Annotated in this window: 14 protein-coding genes, 1 pseudogene and 1 riboswitch; of the genes and pseudogenes, 9 read left to right on the top strand and 6 right to left on the bottom strand. The window is 64.6% G+C overall.

Going from position 1 to position 17,199, the window contains the following annotated elements; genetic code table 11:
• Positions 1-52: 52 nt before the first annotated feature.
• Positions 53-925, top strand: a complete 873-nt coding sequence (locus ACVWW1_RS35975) for an alpha/beta fold hydrolase (RefSeq protein WP_456659158.1) — start codon at positions 53-55, stop codon at positions 923-925.
• Between the two features lie 93 nt (positions 926-1,018).
• On the opposite strand, the gene metW is transcribed toward ACVWW1_RS35975, so the two are convergent.
• Both metW and metX read right to left on the bottom strand, forming a co-directional pair.
• On the bottom strand, positions 1,019-1,684 hold the full coding sequence (gene metW, locus ACVWW1_RS35970; RefSeq protein WP_176533773.1) for a methionine biosynthesis protein MetW: 666 nt from the start codon (positions 1,682-1,684) through the stop codon (positions 1,019-1,021).
• A complete protein-coding gene (gene metX, locus ACVWW1_RS35965; protein WP_456659157.1) occupies positions 1,681-2,886 on the bottom strand; it encodes a homoserine O-acetyltransferase MetX in 1,206 nt (401 codons plus the stop codon). The genes metW and metX overlap by 4 nt, the downstream gene beginning before the upstream one ends.
• Before the next feature lie 84 nt (positions 2,887-2,970).
• A riboswitch (SAM riboswitch) is annotated at positions 2,971-3,050 on the bottom strand.
• 186 nt (positions 3,051-3,236) lie between these two features.
• Between metX and ACVWW1_RS35960 the strand changes: the two genes are divergently transcribed.
• The 3 genes and pseudogenes from ACVWW1_RS35960 to ACVWW1_RS35950 all read left to right on the top strand — a co-directional run bounded on the left by ACVWW1_RS35960 (position 3,237) and on the right by ACVWW1_RS35950 (position 6,178).
• Complete coding sequence (locus ACVWW1_RS35960) at positions 3,237-4,100, top strand: chorismate mutase (RefSeq protein ID WP_456659156.1); 864 nt, start codon at positions 3,237-3,239, stop codon at positions 4,098-4,100.
• A 38-nt stretch (positions 4,101-4,138) separates the two neighbouring features.
• Positions 4,139-5,237 (top strand): annotated as a pseudogene (gene hisC / locus ACVWW1_RS35955) (histidinol-phosphate transaminase).
• An 8-nt stretch (positions 5,238-5,245) separates the two neighbouring features.
• Positions 5,246-6,178 carry a prephenate/arogenate dehydrogenase family protein gene (locus tag ACVWW1_RS35950; protein WP_456659155.1) on the top strand — a complete coding sequence of 311 codons (933 nt, stop codon included), beginning with the start codon at positions 5,246-5,248 and terminating at the stop codon, positions 6,176-6,178.
• Positions 6,179-6,564: 386 nt separating this feature from the next.
• Here the strand turns inward: ACVWW1_RS35950 and ACVWW1_RS35945 are convergent, their stop codons facing one another.
• Entirely contained in the window at positions 6,565-7,536 is a 972-nt protein-coding gene (locus tag ACVWW1_RS35945; protein ID WP_456659154.1) for a MerR family transcriptional regulator, read from the bottom strand.
• 258 nt (positions 7,537-7,794) lie between these two features.
• Here ACVWW1_RS35945 and ACVWW1_RS35940 point away from each other — a divergent pair, with 258 nt between their 5' ends.
• The gene (locus ACVWW1_RS35940) at positions 7,795-8,484 is read left to right on the top strand and encodes an outer membrane protein (protein ID WP_456660762.1); all 690 of its coding nucleotides are present in this window, start codon (positions 7,795-7,797) and stop codon (positions 8,482-8,484) included.
• Positions 8,485-8,653: 169 nt separating this feature from the next.
• Here the strand turns inward: ACVWW1_RS35940 and ACVWW1_RS35935 are convergent, their stop codons facing one another.
• The gene (locus ACVWW1_RS35935; protein ID WP_224924647.1) at positions 8,654-9,133 is read right to left on the bottom strand and encodes a hypothetical protein; all 480 of its coding nucleotides are present in this window, start codon (positions 9,131-9,133) and stop codon (positions 8,654-8,656) included.
• A 290-nt stretch (positions 9,134-9,423) separates the two neighbouring features.
• On the opposite strand from ACVWW1_RS35935, the gene ACVWW1_RS35930 reads away from it, so the two are divergent.
• Positions 9,424-10,656, top strand: coding sequence for an IS4 family transposase (locus ACVWW1_RS35930; RefSeq protein WP_456658950.1), 1,233 nt, complete (start codon positions 9,424-9,426; stop codon positions 10,654-10,656).
• 151 nt (positions 10,657-10,807) lie between these two features.
• Here ACVWW1_RS35930 and ACVWW1_RS35925 read toward each other — a convergent pair whose 3' ends face one another.
• Positions 10,808-12,376 carry a hypothetical protein gene (locus tag ACVWW1_RS35925; protein WP_456659153.1) on the bottom strand — a complete coding sequence of 523 codons (1,569 nt, stop codon included), beginning with the start codon at positions 12,374-12,376 and terminating at the stop codon, positions 10,808-10,810.
• 318 nt (positions 12,377-12,694) lie between these two features.
• Here ACVWW1_RS35925 and ACVWW1_RS35920 point away from each other — a divergent pair, with 318 nt between their 5' ends.
• Positions 12,695-13,012 carry an antibiotic biosynthesis monooxygenase family protein gene (locus ACVWW1_RS35920; protein ID WP_456659152.1) on the top strand — a complete coding sequence of 106 codons (318 nt, stop codon included), beginning with the start codon at positions 12,695-12,697 and terminating at the stop codon, positions 13,010-13,012.
• A 215-nt stretch (positions 13,013-13,227) separates the two neighbouring features.
• Here the strand turns inward: ACVWW1_RS35920 and ACVWW1_RS35915 are convergent, their stop codons facing one another.
• The gene (locus tag ACVWW1_RS35915; RefSeq protein ID WP_456659151.1) at positions 13,228-14,415 is read right to left on the bottom strand and encodes a DUF2125 domain-containing protein; all 1,188 of its coding nucleotides are present in this window, start codon (positions 14,413-14,415) and stop codon (positions 13,228-13,230) included.
• A gap of 176 nt (positions 14,416-14,591) precedes the next feature.
• Here ACVWW1_RS35915 and ACVWW1_RS35910 point away from each other — a divergent pair, with 176 nt between their 5' ends.
• Both ACVWW1_RS35910 and ACVWW1_RS35905 read left to right on the top strand, forming a co-directional pair.
• Entirely contained in the window at positions 14,592-15,197 is a 606-nt protein-coding gene (locus ACVWW1_RS35910) for a gamma-glutamylcyclotransferase (protein WP_456659150.1), read from the top strand.
• A gap of 117 nt (positions 15,198-15,314) precedes the next feature.
• The gene (locus ACVWW1_RS35905; protein ID WP_456659149.1) at positions 15,315-17,126 is read left to right on the top strand and encodes a caspase family protein; all 1,812 of its coding nucleotides are present in this window, start codon (positions 15,315-15,317) and stop codon (positions 17,124-17,126) included.
• Positions 17,127-17,199: the final 73 nt, after the last annotated feature.

Raw genomic sequence — 17,199 nt, 5'->3', positions numbered from 1 at the left:
AGCCGCGGAAATTAATTGCAAATCTGAGGGCGGCCAACGAGAGGAGATTTCAATGCCCCATGCCGTCACGAAAGATAACGTCCGCCTCCATTTCGAAGAGGCAGGCAGTGGCACCCCGATGATCTTCCCGCACGAGTTCGCAGCGGATCACACCAATTGGGAACCGCAGATGCGATACTTCTCGCGCGGACACCGCTGCATCGCCTATTCCGCGCGCGGCTACACGCCGTCGGACGCGCCTCCGAATGCCGACGTCTACACCTACACGCACTTCTACACCGACGCGCTCGCAGTGCTCGACCATCTCGGCATCGCCAAGGCGCATTTTATCGGCCTCTCGATGGGCTCCTATTCGTCGCTGCAGGTCGCGCTCAACGCACCGGAGCGCGCGCTCTCGATGACGCTGGCCGCGGTCGGCTCCGGCTCCAGCCTCGAGAATCTCGATGCCTTCCGCGCGCAGTGCCGCGCCAATGCCGAGCAGTACGAGACCATCGGCTCGGTCGAGGTCGCCAAGGTGACGCGCGAGGCGCCGAGCCGGATTCCGTTCCTGGTCAAGGACCCGCGCGGCCATGCCGATTTCTACGCCGCGCTCGCCCGCCACGACGCCAAGGGGTCGGCCAACACGATGCGCAGCTTCCAGGGCGGCCGACCCTCGATCTACACCATGACCGAGGCCATCAGACGCGTGCCGACGCCGGCGCTGATCCTGTGCGGCGACGAGGACGACAATTGCATCGCGCCGAGCCTGTTCCTGAAGCAGCATCTGCCGGCCGCTGGCCTCTCCTTCTTTCCGAAGTCGGGCCATGTGCTCAACCTCGAGGAGCCGGCGCTGTTCAACGAGATGGTCGAGCGCTTCATCGCACTGGTCGAGGCCGGCCGCTGGCCGGTGCGCGATCCGAGGTCGCTGGTGGCCGCGCCGGTGTAAATCGTCATTGCGAGCGAAGCGAAGCAATCCATCTTCCCGCATGCGCGAAAGCATGGATTGCTTCGTCGCTATCGCTCCTCGCAATGACGGCAGCTATTTCGCCTTCCCACCCCGGCTGAGCAGGAATACGCCCTGTTCGCCGAACATGTTCCACACCCACCAGGGCAGGTTGAGCGGCACCGGGCGGCCGTAGAGATCGAGCGCCACCGCGCGCTCCATCTTGACGTTGATCTCCTCGCAGAGCTGCACGAAATCCTTGATGGTGCAGAAATGGATGTTGGCGGTGTCGTACCAGCTCGCCGGCAGATTCTCGGTCCGCGGCATGTGGCCGCCGATCAGGAGCTGCAGCCTCATTTTCCAGAACCCGAAATTCGGGAACGAGACGATGGCGCGATGGCCGATCCGCAACAAGTTCTCCAGCACCACCTTCGGCTGCCGCGTCGCCTGCAAGGTCTGCGAGAGGATCACGTAGTCGAAGGCGTCATCGGGATAGTTGACGAGGTCGGTGTCGGCGTCACCCTGCACCACCGCGAGGCCCTTGGCGACGCAGCCATTGACGCCCTCGCGCGACAGCTCGATGCCGCGGCCGTCGATGCCGCGGCTCTCCAAGAGCTGCAACAGCTCGCCATCGCCGCAGCCGACGTCGAGCACGCGCGAGCCCGGCCGCACCATGTCGGCGACCAGCAGATGATCGGTGCGATAGCCGCCGGTCCGCTCCGGCGCGACGCCCGGCAAGGGCAGTGTCTGCTGCATGCTCATGAGTGGCCGTCGTCCTTCAGTCCGCGCGCCTTGCCGGCGGCCTGCAGGAAGGCGCGGGAGATTTCGAGGAATTCCGGCACATCGAGCAGGAACGCGTCATGGCCGCGATCGGTCTCGATCTCGGCGAACGACACCCGTGCGCTCGACGCGTTCAGCGCATGCACCAGCGCGCGCGATTCCGAGGTCGGAAACAGCCAGTCGCTGGTGAACGACACCACGCAGAACCGCGTCTTGATGCCGGTGAACGCTTTCGCAAGCACGCCATTGTGGTCGGCGGCGATGTCGAAATAGTCCATCGCACGGGTCAGATAGAGATAGGAGTTGGCGTCGAACCGCTCGACAAAGGACGAGCCCTGGTAGCGCAGATAGCTCTCGACCTGGAAATCCGCATCGAACGAGAAGGTCGGCAGCTCGCGGTCCTGCATCCGCCGCCCGAACTTGCGGTGCAGCGCGGCGTCCGAGAGATAGGTGATGTGCGCCGCCATCCGCGCCACCGCCAGTCCGCGATGCGGATGCGTGTCCTCGTCGACATAGCGGCCGCCGCGCCAGTCCGGATCGGCCATCACGGCCTGACGGCCGAGCTCGTGGAACGCGATGTTCTGCGCCGAGTGCCGCGTCGAGCAGGCGATCGCGAGCGTCGAGAACACGCGCTCGGGATAGGCCGCGGTCCATTGCAGCACCTGCATGCCGCCCATCGAGCCGCCGACCACGCAGAACAGCGTCGCAATGCCGAGGCGATCGATCAGCATCGCCTGCGCGCGCACCATGTCGGGGATCGTGATGATCGGGAAATCGAGCCCCCACACCTTGCCGGTCGCAGGGTTCAGCGACGCGGGCCCGGTCGAGCCCATGCAGCCGCCGATCACGTTGGAGCAGATGATGAAGTATTGTTCGGGATCGATCGGCTTGCCGGCGCCGACCATGGTGTCCCACCAGCCCGGCTTGCCGGTGACGGGATGGGTGTTGTTGACGTGCTGATCGCCGGTCAGCGCGTGGCAGATCAGGATCGTGTTGGACCTGTCAGCATTGAGCTGGCCATAGGTCTGATAGGCGATCTGGAACGGCGCGAGATCGACGCCGCAATCGAGCTTCAGCGGCTGATCCATGCCGAACTTCGCCACCAATGACGACGGGTGATCGGCCTCATGGGCGCGATCATCGCTCGGGGTTTGCGGGCTCGGTATCGGACGCACGTTGCTCATCTAGGCGACCCTGCCCTCGCGTGGGAGGGCTCGAACAGAAAATCAGGCCATAAAAAACCCGGCCTGAACAAGGTTCGGCCGGGAGCTGATCTGTCCCCGGCCTGTTTAGCGAGTTGTTTAACGTGGCTGCAAGCCGGCCGGCTCAAATGACCACGGAGTGGAGCGAACCTAGTCCTCAGGCCCCCCGTCGTCAAGGCGGCCAGCGAACCTCCCCTTGCCGGGCGCCGATGGTTAACCGAATGCGCAAGGCACGCCTGCGACGTTTCTCTTTGCTTTCGCTGGCCGTCTTTCCTAATCAGGGACCCTGTCTGGCACGGCATCGGGCCGCCCGGACGACAAGGTTTGAGAGCATGTCCAACCCACTCCCGTCGCCGCCCTCGCTGCAGGAGCTGCGCAAGGAGATCGATGCGATCGACGAGCAGGTTCACCGCCTGCTGATGGCGCGCGGCGACATCATCGACCGCCTGATCCAGGTCAAGAAGACCCAGGAGGTCGGCTCGGCGTTCCGCCCGGCGCGCGAGGCCAGCATGATGCGCGAACTGGTGCGGCGCCATCGCGGCATCCTGCCGCTCGACACCATCGAGAGCATCTGGCGCGTCATCATCTCGACCTTCACCTATGTGCAGGCGCCGTTCGCCGTGCATGCCGATGTTTCCGTGGGCGAGTCCGCGATGCGCGACTCGGCGCGGTTTCACTTCGGCTTCGTGGTGCCTTACGTGTCGCATTTCAGCGCCCAGGCCGCGGTCGAGGCGGCGGCGAAGTCGAAGGGCGACCTCGCGCTGGTCTCCGCGATCGCGAGCCGCACGCCGTGGTGGAATGCGCTCGAAGCCGATGGCGCGCCGAAGATCATCGCACGGCTGCCGTTCCTCGAACGCGCCGACCATCCCGCCGCGTTGCCGGTGTTCGTGATCTCGCGGGTCGCCGACGACGCCATGGTGACCGAGGTGCAGACCTGGAGCGTGCGCGTCTCCGGCTGGAACGCCGATGTCGCCCGCGCCCTGGCGCCGCTCGCCGAGATCGTCGCGGTCCCTGACACCGCGTTCGACGGCGCAGCCCTGCTGGTGTCGGTCACCGGGCAAGACCTGACTAACAAGGGTTTCGAGAAGATCAAGCTCGCCTTGATCGAGGCCGGCGCCTCGGTGCGCTCTTCGGCCCTCGTCGGCAGCCACGCAACGCGCTATACGGTGCCCTCTAACGGATCGGCCAGGACCTGAAGTAAGAGCCGGCCGCCCTAGTATATCCGGAGTTGATGATGTCCCGCCCCGTGCCGAATCCCGGCATCCTCGATATTGCGCCCTACACGCCCGGCAAGAGCCCGGTGCCGGAACCGGGCCGCAAGGTGTTCAAGCTGTCCGCCAACGAGACGCCCTTCGGTCCGTCGCCGAAGGCGATCGCGGCCTACAAGGGCGCGGCTGACCATCTCGAGGACTATCCGGAGGGCACCTCGCGCGTGCTGCGCGAGGCGATCGGCCGCGCCTATGGGCTCGATCCCGACCGCATCATCTGCGGCGCCGGCTCCGACGAGATCCTCAATTTGCTCGCGCACACCTATCTCGCGCCCGGCGATGAGGCGATCTCGACCACCCACGGCTTCCTGGTCTACCCGATCGCCACGATGGCGAACGGCGCCAAGAACGTGATTGCGGCCGAGACCAATTTCACGGCCGACGTCGATGCCATCCTCAAGGTGGTGACGCCGCGCACGAAACTGGTCTGGCTCGCCAACCCGAACAATCCGACCGGCACCTACATCCCGTTCGACGAGGTCAAGCGGCTGCGCGCCGAACTCCCGTCGCATGTGCTGCTGGTGCTCGACGCCGCCTATGCCGACTACGTCTCGCGCAACGACTACGAGCTTGGCATCGAGCTGGTCGCGACCACGGACAACACGGTGGTCACGCACACGTTCTCGAAGATCCATGGCCTGGCCGCGCTGCGGGTCGGCTGGATGTTCGGCCCGGCGCATATCGTCGATGCCTGCAACCGCATCCGCGGTCCGTTCAACGTCACGACGCCGGCGATGCTGGCCGCGGTGGCGGCGATCGAGGACACGGCGCATGTGCAGATGTCGCGGACGCACACCGAGCAGTGGCGCAACTGGCTGACCGAGGAGATCGGCAAGCTCGGACTCAAGGTGACGCCGAGCGTCGCCAACTTCGTGCTGATCCACTTCCCGGCCGACAAGGGCAAGACCGCCGCGGAAGCCGACGCCTATCTCACCCGGCGCGGCCTCGTGCTGCGCGCGCTCAACAATTACAAGCTGCCGCATGCGCTGCGCATGACCATTGGCAACGAGGAAGCCAACCGCCTCGTGGTCGAGGGCCCTGCGCGACTTCCTGGCTGGAAAGTGAACACCGACGTGACCACGGCTCCGCTCTTCAACCGCATCGCGCTGATCGGCTTCGGCCTGATCGGCGGCTCGATCGCGCGCGGCGCGCGCGCGCAAGGCCTGGTCGGCGAGATCGTGACCACGGCACGTTCGGAGAAGACGCGCGCCCGCGTCGCCGAGCTCGGCATCGTCGATCGCGTCGTCGAGACCAATATCGAGGCAGTGAAGGGTGCCGATCTCGTCATCCTCTGCATTCCGGTCGGCGCCTGCGGTCCGGTCGCGGCCGAGATTGCCGGCCATCTCAAGCCCGGCGCAATCATCTCCGACGTCGGCTCGGTGAAGGGCGCCGTCGTCAAGGACATGGCGCCGCATCTGCCTGACGGCGTGCACTTCGTCCCGGCGCATCCGGTGGCCGGCACCGAGCATTCGGGACCGGATTCCGGCTTCGCCGAGCTCTTCATCAACCGCTGGTGCATCCTGACGCCGCCCGAAGGCACCGACCCCGCCGCGACCGACCGGCTGCGCGCGTTCTGGGCCGCGCTCGGCGCCAAGGTCGAGATCATGACGCCGGATCATCATGACCTCGTGCTCGCGATCACCAGCCATCTGCCGCATCTGATCGCCTACACCATCGTCGGCACCGCTGACGAGCTGGCGCAGGTGACCGAATCCGAGGTCATCAAGTTCTCCGCCGGCGGCTTCCGCGACTTCACCCGGATCGCAGCGTCCGACCCGACGATGTGGCGCGACGTGTTCCTCGCCAACAAGGACGCCGTGCTCGAGATGCTCGGCACCTTCACCGAGGATCTGTCGAAGCTGACCCGCGCGATCCGGCGCGGCGACGGCGAAGCGCTGTTCGACCACTTCACCCGCACCCGCGCCATCCGCCGCGGCATCGTCGAGATCGGCCAGGATTCGGCCGCGCCCGACTTCGGCCGGCCGCATGCGAATTTGAAGAAGTAGCCGGGGCTCGGTCCACACACTCTCCGTCGTCCCTGCGAAAGCAGCGACCGATACTCCGCGCCGGATATTGCGGAAGGGGCTCGTCAACCCAGTATCGCTATGACAACTGGCATTCGTGGTTATGGGTCCCTGCTTTCGCAGGGACGACACTGAGTGTGTCGCGCTGTTTGCGGTCATAACTTCGTATTCTCGCGACACGATTTGCCCGAGCTTTGCTCTTCGTTTCGCCGCTCTGAGATCAGAGGGCGCAGGGAAAGCCGGGCGCCGATCGGCAGCGCCGCTTCATCGCGTCTGGTCAAGGTAGCGACCGAAGCAACACGCCATCGATCTTTCCGTCGGATGCCAAAATGATCCGCCATTCCATGTCGACATTGGCGAAGTTGACGTCATAGACATCCCAACCGTCTCGCCCGACGCCCTTGAAGCGAATCGTTTGCATGCCCCCGGCCAGATCCAGCGCGGCGATGATCGCCGGAGCCTGCTCGCGGGCCACTGCCGCCATGACGTCGCTCATGCCGGCGTAGTCGACGGCCACCTTGCTGGTGCTGGATGATCAGGCGGCGGATCGCCTCCTCGGTTCCCGGCGACGGCGTCTTGTTATCTATCTTCTTTGCCAACGCGGCCGCCGCATCTTGGGCCTGCCGGTCGCCGATCCGGGTCGCGTTGTGCGTCGACCCGCCTTGATGAAGCGTCAGGGCGTTCGCGATTCCATCCGGCTCGACGGCGAAGGTAATCTGCGCCGTCGTGGTCTTGAGGAAAAACGTGTGCTCGCTTTCGGGATATATTTCCGAGGCGAACTGTCCGAGCGGCTTCGCGAACAGATGACCGCCATCGCGTGTGATCGTCACCACCTGCCCGCCGGTCTGAAATCGAAAATGACCGACGTAGCGCTCTATCACGCCGGGATCGATCTGAATCGCAGCGCGGGGCCGGGCCTGTTCGTAGCGCCGTTGCGCGACGGCATCGAAGGATGCTTCGGACATGTTGGTCTCTTTGGCCAGCGCAATGAGGTCGGCGATCGAGAGCGATCCGCCGGCGGAAAGCTTCAAACGCGCCACATTCACCAGCGCAAGGCCTTCATCGGCGCGGTTGCGCAGTTGAAGGATCGACGATTGTTGCATGGCCAGGATTCGGTCGAGGTCGATCGCGCGGCCTTCGAGAAGCTTGGCGATTTGCGCCAGGCTGAGCCCCATTCGCTTTAGCGCGAGGATCTCGTGCAGCCGGCTGATCTCCGCAGCCCCATAGAGCCGCCAACTCTTCGCCGTGCGGCGCGGCGAAATCAGGCCGCGGCTCTCATAGAGCCGAAGTCCGCGTACCGTGAGACCGATGCGAGCGGCGCACTCTGCCGCGGTCAGCAAAACGTCCTTGTCGGCTTTGTCTCTCGGCTCGTTCATCGACGGAGGCCCTTTCGCCCGTACCTTACGGTGTGACCTTAGGTCCGGCTCAAGGCCTTTTTCGGCGCGGCGGGCGATAAACCGCTTGAGCCGGCCCCAAGGTCATAGGTCAGAAGCGGGGCAGGAAGACCCTTCAATGCGCAAGTCGCCACAAGACACGCGCGCATGAACGACGGTCCTCCGGACTTCGCCACACAACCAAAACAACGGGAAACCAATCTCATGAAAAAGCTTCTGCTCGGTGCGGTCGCTGGTATCGCCTGCGCGGCTCCCGCGTTCGCGGCCGATCTTCCGGCGCGAACCTATCCGAAGGCGCCGGCCTATACGGCGCCGGAGGCGGTCTATAACTGGACCGGCTTCTATATCGGCGGCCACGTCGGTGGTGCCTTCCCGGGCAACAACAGCCTGGGCGGGGACAAGGTCCGATTCCTGGGCGGCTTGCAGGGTGGCTTCGACTACCAGTTCGCATCGAACTGGGTGATCGGTGCCGAGGTTCAGTTTAGTGGGCTCACCGGCAACGGTGGCAAAGGCTCGACCCTTCCGGCAGGCACCCTGGTAACAAGCAATCAGCTTGGCTCGATCACCGGCCGGCTCGGCTACGCCTGGGGCCCGGCGCTCCTCTACGCCAAGGGCGGTTACGCCGTCCGCGACAACCTCAATATCGGCGCCGGCTCCAGCGGAATTCCGGTGGTCGTTGCAACCAATGGCAGTCACCGGAGCGGCTTTACCCTCGGCGGCGGTCTCGAATACATGTTCGCGCGGAACTGGTCCGCGAAGGCCGAATATCAGTACTACAACTTCGGCAACACCACCTTCGCCGGCGGCCCCGCCACGATCGTCGGCGTCCGGTTCAGGGGCGACGAGCATACCGTCAAGGTGGGCTTCAACTACCGCTTCGGCTGGGGTGGCTAGAGCGCTTTCGATTCCTGGCCGTCATCGCCGGGCTTAGCCGTTCGAAGAACGGCGTCGCTTCCGCTCGCCTCTGCCCGGCCATCCACGTCTTTCTTCACGTTGGAAACCCAAGACGTGGATGCCCGGGACAAGCCCGGGCATGACGATTAAACAACCACCGCGCCGATCCTCATCGCCGCAGTCGCTGATCCCGGATCGGCCCCGCCGCCGATATCGGCGCAACCTTCTGGGTCAGCCGCTGGCGGCCGACGAGGCCGGCGGTTGCCAGCATGACATCGCCGCCGAACCACCACGAGCCGATCACGAACTCCCAGGCGCGCGGCGGGATCTCGTCGAACACGATGCCATAGACCGACACCAGCGCAGCCAGCGCGGCGAGGAAGATGCCGCCCGCGCTCATGAGCTCGACGGCATCAATGCGCCCCGTGGCGCGCAAGGCGGGCCTTGGAATATCGATGCCGAGATAGAAGCCGACGGCGCCGATCACGATCGTCGTTACGATGAAGGCAAGCGTGCCGAAGAAAGCGATGTGTCCCTTCGCGAGCTGAGCGGCGACGAAGGTGCCGGCCATGGCACCGGCCATCGCCAGGCCGGTCCGCTGCAACACATGCGCGGCGCGGCTGACCATCATCAGTTCGCGGGCGATCACGGCCCTCTCCTTTCTGCTCACGATCCTCATCTGCATGTTCCTTTCCAGCTCTACGCTCCCACTCCCCGTTCTTACGGCTATCGCATTCACACATCTGGGTTGCGATTAGCGGTAAAGCGGGATTCTCTATCGGTAGGCAAGCCGGTGGAGGTTTTGATGGCCGGGGTGGCATATGGACTGGGACGATTTGGCGATCGTCGCCTGGAAAAAGGGGGGCGCGGCTGCATGCGGCGCTGGTGGCCCGACCTGGCTCGTGCATCCGCCGCCTCGGTGAGGACCGTGCGGGCGAGATGCAGTTTCGCCGGCTTCTTCACAATCCGTCGGTGACGGCCGCAGAGATGTCACGGCATGCCGGAGACCTCACCGGGCAGCGAGCGGCTGGTCGGCATGTTGTTGTCGCACAGGACACGTCGGAATTGATCTTGGGCGGCCGGCGGTCGCGACAATGCTACGGACCGGTCGCCAAAGGCAATGCCGCGGGTTTGTTGCTGCATGTGGCACTGGCGGTAGAGGCCGAGACGCAAGGGTTGCTCGGTCTGGTCTCGATGCAGGTTTGGAACCGTAACCGAGAGGAGTTGGCACCACGGCGCAAGCGGGCGACGGCGGCTAAGGAATCGCAACGATGGATCGAGAGCAGCGAACGGGCGGGTGAGGTACTGGCTGCGGCGGCCAGCGTCACGATGGTATCGGACCGCGAAAGCGACTTTTACGAACTGTTCGTGAAGCGTCCGCAAAACGTCGAATTGGTTGTGAGGGCCTGCCAGAATCGGCGGATCGAGGGGGCCGAAGAAGACCCGGATTTGCTGTTCACCTTCATCGACGCCCAGGCCGAACAAGGGCGCGTTGCCATGACGGTCCCCGCCGCACCAGGACGGCGCGCGCGCGATACCGAGTTCGCAGTGCGCTTCGCGCCGGTGGCCGTATGCCGGCCGCTCCATGGAGCCGATCCGACGTTGCCCGAGACGGCTCACCTGACGCTGGTCGATGTCCGCGAGGTATCGGAGCCGAAAGACGGTAGCGCACCTGTGCATTGGCGGCTTTTGACTACCCACGCTGTCGCTACATTGAACGACGCGCGTCAAGTGGTCGGCTTCTACCGGACGCGTTGGGTGATCGAGGAGTTCTTCCGTACGCTCAAGACGGCAGGCTTCGATATAGAGGAAGCCGATATCGGCGACCCGCAGGCCATGATCAACTTCGTCGCTGCTGCAGCCGTTGCGGCCATCACCATCAAGCAACTCGTCCAGGCCCGCGACGGCAACACGGATCAGCTCCTGAGCGATGCCTTCGAGCCAGACGACCAACCCATCCTCGAAGCCGTCTCCGCCCGGCTCGAAGGCAAGACCGAGCGGCAACGCAATCCGCACCCGAAGGGATCCCTGGCCTTTGTCGCTTGGGTCATCGCACGCCTCGGCGGCTGGACCGGCTACTACGGCAAGCCGGGTCCCAAAGTCATCCGCATCGGCCTTGCCAAGTTCCACGCCATCAAATACGGCGCCAATCTAAGGCTTCAGAATGTGTGAATCTGATAGGTTCTTACGGGGAGAGGGTTGGGGTGAGGGCCGTCTCCGCAACAATGCTGGCTAGCGAACTCGCGGAAACTCCCCCTCACCCAGATCGCATCTTCGATGCGATCTGACCTCTCCCCGCACGCGGGGCGAGGTAACCGGAGTCCTAGAACGGGTAGTAGCGGACCTGGGTCATGACGATGTGATCGTCGGTTTTCGGCGCGCCGCCGACACCTTGGAAGGCGAAGCGCTGGTTATAGGAATACTGCACGCCGGCCTTGATCGCCCCGTAGTCGCCCTTGAAGATCGTGTCGTAGAAACCGACCGTGTATTGCCTGACCTCCGAGGTGTTGCCGTTGCAAGTCGCCGCCGGCGAGTTCTCGATGTTGCAGCCGAGATTGTTGTAGAGCGGGTTGCCGTAGCCGAACGGGACCGTGCCGACATTGGAGAACGTCGCCTTGGTCTTCTCGAGGCCGGCATAGGCATAGAGATCGAGCGACGGCGTGGTGTGCCAGACCGTGCCGAGCAGGAACGCCGTGATCGGCAGCGGCTGGATCGAGCCGTCCTGGCGCACCGTCGCATCCGGGAACGGCGCGGCGGTGAAGCGGCCGAGCGCACCGTGCGACGCCGAGCCTTGCAGCTCCAAGAGCTTCGGCACGATCTCCGCCGAGAAGTGCCCGCCGAAGCTCACCGTGTTGACGTCGTGATTGGCGAAGTTGAAGCGATCGTAGAAGTCGCGATACATCGCCCAGCCTTCGACATGCAGCTTGTAGGGCCCAAGCCGCGGATCCCACGCGCCCTTCACGGTGAAGTCGGGCACGTGATTGAGGCTGACATTGTTGGCGTTGTTGAAGAAGCTGCCGCCCGGCCCGGTGAGGTTGACCAGGAGGTTCGGATTGAGCACGCCCTGTGGCCCAACCGCCGGCGTGCCGACCAGCGGCGTGTTGCCGCCGAAGAACGACGTCTGCGGATTTTCCGCCGACACCGCGAGCTTGAATTCGGGCCCGATGTCCTGCCAGACACGAATGCCGGGCTGCCGCGCGGCGAGGAAGCCGGGCACCGATTCGAAATCGATCACGCCGGGCGCATCGACCGAGCGCGGATCGATGCCGGCCTTGCTCGGCGCATTCAACGACCAGCTCTGACCGGCAAGCACGTGCAGGCCGAGATCGGTGCGACTGACCTCGACGCTGGCCTGACGCAGCCGCGGGTTGAACGAGTTGGTGGCGACCGAGTTCGCGGTCTGCGCCGCGCCTTCGAAATCCATTTCGCCGTAGCCGGCGACGCGGGTGTTGGCGAAGACTTCGGCCTCCGCGAGCACCGAGAAGCGGGTCTGCCGCGCCGAGAAGCGCGACTCGCCGGTGTTGAAGTTCTTGCTCTGCGGGAACGGAATGAAGGCGTAGACCGAGCCGGTGTCGGAGGCGAGATTGCGGGTGCGATAGATGCCGGTGAGATCGACCCAGCCGCCGAAGGTGAAGGTGACGCCCTTGTAGCAGAGCTTGCCCGACGCGCAGGGATCGAACGGCACCGGCGCCTTGGCCGTCATGTGCGTGTTCTGCATTGCGCTCTGTCTTGCCGCCAGCGCCTCCTCCTTGCGCGCCTGTACTTCCATTTTCTGTTCGAGCTGCTTAAGGCGTGCCTTCAACGCCTTTAGTTCGGACGCATCGTCTTCCGCAAACGCAGAACCAGTCGACAGCAGCATGCTGCCGAGCAGAATTCCCCCGAGAATTCGCATCGCTTCTCTCCCACGCGAGGTTGTTTCCTCAGGCCAGAGAGAGCGGTATTCGGGGACTGATATTCGCGGCGGCCCGCAATATTCCGGTCACGTTTTTCTCATCGCGGCCGCGGGAATGTTTTGCCGCGACGGACGATATCGCGCGCGAGGGATTAAGGAGTCCGCGCAGTACGGAGGGTGGATTTTGCGCAGCACAATTCACCTCTCAGCCGGCGGTGAGCGATGGCGCACGCGTAACAACACCGGTCACGAGATCGAATTGTCGTTCGGCAGCCGTTTCAGGCTGCCATGGACATGCGATGGACGAAGGACAGCAAGATGATCGGTGAAGTCATTGTGGTCGGTGACCTGAAGTTACGAGATGGCGCCTCGCTCGAGGCATACAACCGGCTGGGCGAACGCATGTACGAGATCGTCAGCCGCCTTCCGGGATTCCTGTCGGTGAAATCGTTCAAGGCGGCGGATGGCGAGGAGCTCACCCTGTTTCGCTTTGCCTCGGAAGAAGCGCTCGAAGCCTGGCGCCATCATCCGGACCATGTTGAAACCATGCAGCGCGGACATGCCGAATTCTACGCCAGCGGCTTCCTGCAGATCTGCAAGGTGATCCGCGAAGTCGGCCCGTTTGAGCATTCCTGACGATGCGCAGGTGCGTAGGCCGGATCAGCGCAGCTTAATCCGCCGCACAGCTGGCGGTGAACAATGGCGGGTTACGGCCTCGCCTAACCCGCCCCGCGAGTTCACTCCGTCATTGCGAGCGAAGCGAAGCAATCCATCGCGACGCATATGCGGAAGCATGGATTGCTTCGTCGCTATCGCTCCTCGCAATGACGGATGTCTTCGCAGCGTCACCCTTAGAACAGCGGCGGAATCTGCGCGACTTTCAGCGGACCCAGAAACACCGCGCCATCGGCGAAGCGCAGCGGGAAGCTGCGCGCCTTCTTGCCTTCGAGCGTCGCCTCGGTGCCGAGTGAATTGATGCCGGCGGAGATGCCGGCATTGGCGTTCTGCTTGATCACCTTGCCGAGGCCGGGGATCGCGCGATCCAGCGCGCCGAACAGATTGCTGAGGTCCTGGCTCTTCACGCCCGGCGCGACGCGATCGAGCGTGGACTGCGGTACGCCCTCCTCCAGCATCTTGTCGATACCGAGCGCGGGGATGACGCGCTCTAAGCCGGCGACCGTCATCTGCAACTCGCCCTCGATGCGGCCTTGGGCGTTGAGGCGGAGCGTGCCGGCCGCGACCGAAAGGACGTCGCCCTGCTCGATCCGCGACTGCTGGATCTCGACGCTGCCGCCGGCGGCCTGGATCTCGCGGAAGCGATCCGGCCACGGCTTGGGCGAGAAATCCTTCAGGCCGTTCAGCCGCGCATGGATGTCGGCGTTGAACGGCTGGGTGAGCAGCGGATGCACGTCCTGCAGGGTGCCGCCGGCGATCTGGAGCACGGTCTCGATCGCGGGGCTGTCCGGCGCCGAGCCGTCGACCTGCCTGCCGTGCAGCTCGATGTGATTGACGCGCATCAGCGGTGTCGGCGCGGGACCGCCGGTGCGGTCGATGGCGAGATTGTCGAACACCAGCGAGGCGCGCTGCGGCACCGCCGGCAGGCCGACCACGCTCGAGCGTCCAAGGCTCCAGTTCACCGACAATGTCGGCTGCGCATTGCGCTCGGCGATCGTGGCCGGGCCCTTGAACTCCGCGATCACGAGCTTGGGATCATAGATCTGCGCCACGACCAGGATCTCGACCAGCCGTGCCACGAACGACATTTGCGGCGAGGCGGTCTGCGACACCAGCATCACGCTGGGCTGCTCGCAGCGGATTTCGAGCCGGAATGGGTAACCTGCCACCGAGCGCTTGTCGCAATCATAGACCCGGCCGGCCTTCGCCTCCTGCGCGCGCCAGGCATCGGCCTGCACGCCGACCTGCGAGGCGGCAAAGAACCAGAAGCCGCTCCATAGCACGGCGGCGACCAGGACTGCGACAGGGACGGCATAGAGGCCGAAGCGCGAGCGACGGCGGGGGGCTGAGTTCAAATCGGACATGCGGCGTCCTTTGGCGGGCGAATTTGTCAAAATCGAAGCGGCAGCAAGCCGCGGGCAACCCTTACGCACCTCTTGCGCAATCCTCGCGCAACCTTTGCGTAACCCTTACGTAACCCTTGGAGACATCACGGAATCTGCTTCGCTTCGACGGCGTGTTCTGCTAGCCCATCTGCGCGATGTCAGCAAATCCTCCCCATTCCGAAACCGACGGCGACCTCTGGGTGTTCGGCTACGGCTCGCTGATGTGGAAACCGGGCTTCGAGTTCCTGGAGCAGGTGCCGGCGCGGCTGATCGGCGAGCATCGCGCGCTCTGCGTCTATTCGTTCGACCATCGCGGCACGCCGGAGAAGCCGGGCCTGGTGCTCGGCCTCGACCGCGGCGGCGCCTGCCGCGGCATCGCGTTCCGCGTCGCCGCCGGCCTGCGCCACGACACCATCGCCTATTTGCGGGCGCGCGAGCAGACCACCAACGTCTACCGCGAGGTGATGCGCTCGGTGTGGCTGGAGAATGCGGCGCGCGATCGCGTCAGTGCGCTGGCCTATGTGGTCGATCGCGGCCATGTGCAATATGCCGGACGGCTGTCGCTCTCCGAGCAACTGCGCCTGGTGCAGCAGGGCCACGGCCGCTCCGGCAACAACCGCGACTACGTGCTCTCGACCGTCGCGGCGATCGAGAAGCAGGGCTTTCGCGGCGCGCAACTGCACCAGCTCGCGACGATGCTGCATGATTCCGGCCCGCTGCATCGCGATGCACGTGCGGCGGACGGGCTCGATTCGGTCTGAGTGCGGCCGCGCCATTGGCGTCGATCTCGCGCATTGAGGAACCGGTTCGCGGAATTTTGCCACGGCGCGAACAATATTGTGGTTTCAATTTCCGGTCGCTGGAATGGAATGACTGGAATGCGCCCCTCATTGCTGAAGCTCGCCGCGCTCGGCCTGCTGTTGCTGCTGAACTCACCATCTCATGCCGGTCTGAGAGAGGATGGCGCGGCGTGCGACGCCAAAGAGCTGCACCCGGAGCTCACGATCCCCGCCTGCACCCACCTGATCGCGGCCAATCCCAGAGGACGCGACCTCGCGATAACCTATTACAACCGGGCGCTGGCCTGGCATAACAAGGGCGATCTGGAGAAAGCCAAATCGGATTACGATCAATCGATCGCGATCAATCCGTCGTTTGCGCCCTCCTACGGCCAGCGGGCCAAGGTCTATCTGCAAAACCAGGACTATGACCGCGCGCTGAGCGACTTCGATCAGGCGATCCGGCTCAAGCCTGCCGGTCCGTTCAGCGCCGGCTGGTTCAACAATCGCGCCGAGTTGTTCGTTGCCACCGGGGACTATGATCGCGCGCTGGCCGATTACGGCAAGTCCATCGAGCTCGATCCCAGCTCATGGTACGCCTATGTCAATCGCGCGCTGGTCTATGATTTCAGCGGCAAAGACCGGCTCGCGGCGCTGCATTGCCAGGATGCGATCAAGCTCGCGCCGCGCGCTGCCGGCCCCTATTATTGCCGGGCCGTGGTCGAGATCAGCGCCGGCGATCTCGACAATGCGGGACGCGATATCGACCGCGCGATCGCGATCCAGGACGGGCAAGCCGAGTTCTACTCGCTGCGCGGCCTGACGCTCGCCAGCAGAGGCGAGCTCGACCAAGCCATGCGCGACTACGACCACGCCACGCAACTCAACCCACAGGGCGCGCTGAATTACGCGCGGCGGGGCCTCGCCGACGAGAAGAAGGGCGATGTCGAGGGTGCGCGCGCCGACTTCCGGCATGCGCTCGACGTCATCGGCCTCGATCAGCTCGACCGCACGCAGGGCCAGCGCGTCGCCAGGGAAGGCCTGCAACGGCTGGATCAGGTCGCGATCACGGAGAAGAGCGTCGTTGCGGATCACAGCGCGGCCAAACCTGGCCCGGCCAATCCTGCCCCCGCACTCGCCGCGGCCGTTCCGATCCCGCCGATCGGCGCGGGCCAGAAGGCAACAACGACCGAACGGCGCATCGCCCTCGTCGTGGGCAACTCGAAATACCGATCCGTCCCGATGCTGCCGAACCCGGGCCAGGACGCCGCGGCGATCGCCGACACGCTGCGCGCGGTGGGCTTTCAGGATGTCCGCCTCGTCAGCGACGCCTCGCGGGACAGCCTGGTCGAAGCCCTCAAATCATTCGCCAACGCGGCTGACGGCGCCGACTGGGCCGTGATCTACTATGCCGGGCACGGCATGGAGATGGCGGGCGAGAACTATCTGGTGCCGGTCGACGCGAAACTCGCGACCGACCGCGACGTGCCGTTCGAGGCCGTCGCGCTGACCCAGGTGATGGGCGCCACCGAAGGGGCGCGCAAGCTGCATCTCGTCATTCTCGATGCCTGTCGCGACAATCCGTTCGCCAACCAGATCAAGCGCACCGTCGCGTCACGTTCCATCGGCAGGGGACTGACCCAGGTCGAACCCGACAGCGGCACGCTGGTGGTCTACGCCGCCAAGCACGGCCAGGTCGCGCTCGACGGCGAGGGCGGCCACAGCCCGTTCGTAACCGCGCTGATCAAGCGTATGCAGACTCCTCGGATCGAGATCCGCAAGCTGTTCGACCTCGTGCGCGACGACGTCATGGCGGCGACGGATCGGCGCCAGCAGCCCTTCAGCTACGGTTCGGTGCCGGGAAGCGAGGATTTCTACTTTGTCAGCGCGAGCCAGAATGCAGCCAAGTAGTCCGCCTCCGCGCGGTCGAGAACGAGCAATCGGGAATACGGCCATCGTCAGGCGTCTGTTGCGATCCGATAAA

The sequence above is a fragment of the Bradyrhizobium sp. JR3.5 genome, from assembly GCF_054057015.1.
The sequence above is the reverse complement of the archived record's forward strand: the minus strand, read 5'-3'. Positions and strand labels throughout refer to the sequence as shown.

What these genes read in the sequence shown, in the direction of transcription:
- ACVWW1_RS35975 (WP_456659158.1), top strand. Translation starts at nt 53, where the DNA reads ATGCCCCATGCCGTCACGAAAGATAACGTCCGCCTCCATTTCGAAGAG.
- metW (WP_176533773.1), bottom strand. Translation starts at nt 1,684, where the DNA reads ATGAGCATGCAGCAGACACTGCCCTTGCCGGGCGTCGCGCCGGAGCGG.
- metX (WP_456659157.1), bottom strand. Translation starts at nt 2,886, where the DNA reads ATGAGCAACGTGCGTCCGATACCGAGCCCGCAAACCCCGAGCGATGAT.
- ACVWW1_RS35960 (WP_456659156.1), top strand. Translation starts at nt 3,237, where the DNA reads ATGTCCAACCCACTCCCGTCGCCGCCCTCGCTGCAGGAGCTGCGCAAG.
- ACVWW1_RS35940 (WP_456660762.1), top strand. Translation starts at nt 7,795, where the DNA reads ATGAAAAAGCTTCTGCTCGGTGCGGTCGCTGGTATCGCCTGCGCGGCT.
- ACVWW1_RS35930 (WP_456658950.1), top strand. Translation starts at nt 9,424, where the DNA reads ATGCAGTTTCGCCGGCTTCTTCACAATCCGTCGGTGACGGCCGCAGAG.
- ACVWW1_RS35925 (WP_456659153.1), bottom strand. Translation starts at nt 12,376, where the DNA reads ATGCGAATTCTCGGGGGAATTCTGCTCGGCAGCATGCTGCTGTCGACT.
- ACVWW1_RS35920 (WP_456659152.1), top strand. Translation starts at nt 12,695, where the DNA reads ATGATCGGTGAAGTCATTGTGGTCGGTGACCTGAAGTTACGAGATGGC.
- ACVWW1_RS35915 (WP_456659151.1), bottom strand. Translation starts at nt 14,415, where the DNA reads ATGTCCGATTTGAACTCAGCCCCCCGCCGTCGCTCGCGCTTCGGCCTC.
- ACVWW1_RS35910 (WP_456659150.1), top strand. Translation starts at nt 14,592, where the DNA reads ATGTCAGCAAATCCTCCCCATTCCGAAACCGACGGCGACCTCTGGGTG.
- ACVWW1_RS35905 (WP_456659149.1), top strand. Translation starts at nt 15,315, where the DNA reads ATGCGCCCCTCATTGCTGAAGCTCGCCGCGCTCGGCCTGCTGTTGCTG.